The 3,195-nt window shown below is 39.2% G+C and carries 6 protein-coding genes; all 6 read left to right on the plus strand.

The annotated features are described in order from the left end of the window. A partial coding sequence (locus A3EU_RS34670) for a hypothetical protein (RefSeq protein WP_044086857.1) occupies positions 1-291 on the plus strand: 291 nt, incomplete at its 5' end. A 113-nt stretch (positions 292-404) separates the two neighbouring features. After that, positions 405-950 carry a carboxymuconolactone decarboxylase family protein gene (locus tag A3EU_RS0125585; protein ID WP_020539042.1) on the plus strand — a complete coding sequence of 182 codons (546 nt, stop codon included), beginning with the start codon at positions 405-407 and terminating at the stop codon, positions 948-950. Positions 951-1,021: 71 nt separating this feature from the next. Continuing rightward, on the plus strand, positions 1,022-1,444 hold the full coding sequence (locus A3EU_RS0125590; protein WP_026211591.1) for a nuclear transport factor 2 family protein: 423 nt from the start codon (positions 1,022-1,024) through the stop codon (positions 1,442-1,444). Between the two features lie 9 nt (positions 1,445-1,453). After that, positions 1,454-2,338 (plus strand): helix-turn-helix domain-containing protein, encoded by an 885-nt coding sequence (locus A3EU_RS0125595; protein ID WP_020539044.1) that lies wholly within the window; start codon positions 1,454-1,456, stop codon positions 2,336-2,338. 213 nt (positions 2,339-2,551) lie between these two features. Beyond that, positions 2,552-2,806: a T9SS type A sorting domain-containing protein gene (locus tag A3EU_RS35620; protein WP_425412745.1), complete on the plus strand. Its 255-nt coding sequence runs from the start codon at positions 2,552-2,554 to the stop codon at positions 2,804-2,806. A gap of 39 nt (positions 2,807-2,845) precedes the next feature. Next, positions 2,846-3,195: hypothetical protein (locus A3EU_RS31865; RefSeq protein ID WP_044086885.1), on the plus strand; the 350-nt coding region annotated here is incomplete at its 3' end.

The raw sequence follows: 3,195 nt of genomic DNA on the forward strand, positions 1-3,195 counted from the left end.
GGCAGGTACATGTACCAGTATGATTTAGCGGCAGAAGACGTGGCTGCCAGCCGCATACGGATTGCCGAATACGATGGTTATCTGGTCTTGGGCTATCCGTCTTTGCCTGCTGCATTTCACAATATGCGCCTGGCGGCAGACGGAAAAATATACGGCACGGCACGGGGCTCGTCTAATGTGCTTCATGTGATCCATAACCCTGACCAGCCAGGACTGGCCTGCAATGCAGAACAACACGGTTTTGACCTGGCCACCCTGCATGGTTATGCACCTCCGTTGTGCGTCATTTAATCTCCTCCAAGAAAATCGTCCATCCATTAACGAGAATCGTCCATTTTATTCAATAGGAATGCTTGCCACCTTTGTATCGTCAATATTGACAAACAATATTAAAATACATAAAAATGGAAAATTTAGTTAAAACAGAATTTAAAGTTCCTTCAAGAGAACAAGTATCATCTACGAACCAAGAGATTTTTGATAATTTAAATAAGGCATTGGGCTTTGTTCCTAACCTATACGCCACTATTGCTTATTCAGACAATGGCCTCAAAAGGTATTTAGATTTCCAAAACGCCAAAACCTCATTATCGAACAAGGAAAAAGAAGCGGTAAACTTAATAGTAAGCCAGGTCAACGGATGTATTTATTGCCAAAGTGCACATCTTGTATTGGGAAAAATGAATGGATTTGACGAAGCGCAATTATTAGGCATTCGTAAGGGTGAAAGCGAAAATGAAAGGCTGAATGCCTTAGTAAAATTGGCAGCAGACATCACCAAAAATAAAGGAAATGCAAGTGATGAAAACGTTCAGGACTTTTTCGCCCAAGGATATTCAAAGGAGAATCTCGTTGATTTAATTCTTCAGGTGAGTGATAAGACAGCAATGAACTATTTGCACAACCTTACCAAAGTACCAGTTGATTTCCCAATAGCAGAAAGTTTGTAAACTACAATCTAAAAAGAGGGAAATTGAATTACCAGGTTTCCCTCTTTTTATCTTTACTAAATCAACGAAAAATGAATCAAGAAGAAAAAAAATATCCACTTCCACCTTTTACAATAGAGTCTGCAATCGAAAAAGTGCAGAAAGCAGAAGATGCATGGAATAGCAAAGATCCTGTAAGTGTATCAAAAGCATATACAATAGATTCTGAATGGAGAAACAGAACTCAATTTATCAATGGACGGGAGGAAATTGTATTATTCCTGACGGAAAAGTGGAATAAAGAAAGAAATTACAAATTAAAAAAAGAACTTTGGGGATTTCGAGAAAACAGAATGGCGGTGCGCTTTGAGTATGAATATCAAGGTAAAAATGACCAATGGTACAGGGCATATGGCAACGAACTCTGGGAGTTTAACGAAAATGGACTTATGCAAAAACGGTTTGCAAGTATTAATGACTTAAAAATTGATGAAAGCGAAAGAAAGCTGATCTAATATTGGACTATGATACAAAATAACCATTTCACATTCATCAACCCCCAAACGGGTAACCTGGCTTTCAAAATATATAATTTTGAAAACCAAAACCCATTTGACCATATTCAGCGGATGAATTATTATTCCCTCATTTGGGTTAAAAAGGGGAAGGGAAACGTAAAGGCAGATTTTTCAAACTATGACTTTCAAGAGGATACGTTATTTTCTTTTTCACCCTATCAACCTTTTATGCTAAATTCTGAAGATGAAATTAGTGGTACAGTTATAAATTTTCATCCTGATTTCTTTTGCATTCATAAGCATCAAAAAGATGTAGCATGCAACGGAGTATTGTTCAACAACATATATGACCCGCCATTTATTCATATAAATGAGGCTGTAAAAGCAAATTTTGAAATGATTATTGACCAGATCAAAACTGAAATGCAAAAACCTGATTTGGCACAATATGAATTACTGATTTCCTACCTGAAAATATTTTTGATTTCAGCATCTAGACTAAAAACAGAACAACAAGTTGATGCAAAAAAAGTAACAGCAGAAAATAAAGAGCCCTTTATATTACAAAACCTAAAAGGCTATATTGAATCCCATTACAGGACCAAACATACCGCCAGCGACTATGCGGAATTGCTATCTATTTCGCCAAAAGCTTTAACCAAAATAACGAAGGCACATTTCAACAAAACCTTGACCGACTTAATCTCTGAACGCATCATCATTGAAGCTAAAAGAGAACTGTATCTGACTAATAAAAGCGTGAAAGAAATAGCGTTTGAATTGGGTTATAATGATGAATATTATTTTAGTAGATTTTTTAAAAAGAATGCAGATGTGTCACCACAACTCTATAGAGAAACAGTTGGCTTTGATAGAGCTTCAACCGTTTAAAGATAAAAAACGAACGCACAACAAAAGCTATACGTAATGAGGGTTTTGGCGCTAAATTTAAAGTAAATGAATATTAAAAAACATAATGGTAAACCGAAAGTGAAGTGCATTTTAATCCCGCACTACGCATAGCCAAAACGTTATCCCTACTTTCAAACCTGGGATGTAGAAGGAAGCCCTTGTGATACCTTGGGCGTCAACGGGCCTCCACCGGTGGCGGTCAATGATCTCGCTGAGGAGGCTGCTACCATTCAGGTATACCCCAACCCGGCGAGTGATTATATCTACATCACGAGTTCGGGCCAGCCCATAAAGCAAGTTCAGCTTTGGGATTCGCGAGGCCGATTATTGAAAAGCTTTTTCGGGCCAACTGAGCGTATTGATGTGAGGGATTTGCCCCCGGGCTTTTATTATTTGCGGGTGTTTTTACCGGATGGGTATACGAGTCGGAAGGTGGTTGTGCATTAGCAGCGCCGTTTTGAATCCAAAGCCAATAATACCATTATCATGCTTCGCTACCTCTACTTTTTCCTCACAGCATTATTCCCCATCTTGCTCTCTGCCCAGGCCGCTCATGATGCCCAATGGGTACTCGGTTCACCTCGCCTATTGCCCACTGATATTTACCACGGAGGAACCTTGATAGATTTCCGTTCAGGAGAACCAGAGGTTTCTTACTTTGATCTTCCTATACACTTGGACCCCATAGGCATGATTTGTGATAAGGAAGGAAACCTGGTTTTTTACACCAATGGCTGTAGTATCATCAATGCCGCTCACCAGACGATGGAAAATGGGGATAGCCTCAACGTCGGCGGCGTACACGATAGCTTTTGCTCCCATTCTTATCCTAGTTG

Source organism: Lewinella cohaerens DSM 23179 (genome assembly GCF_000379805.1).
Classification (GTDB): domain Bacteria; phylum Bacteroidota; class Bacteroidia; order Chitinophagales; family Saprospiraceae; genus Lewinella; species Lewinella cohaerens.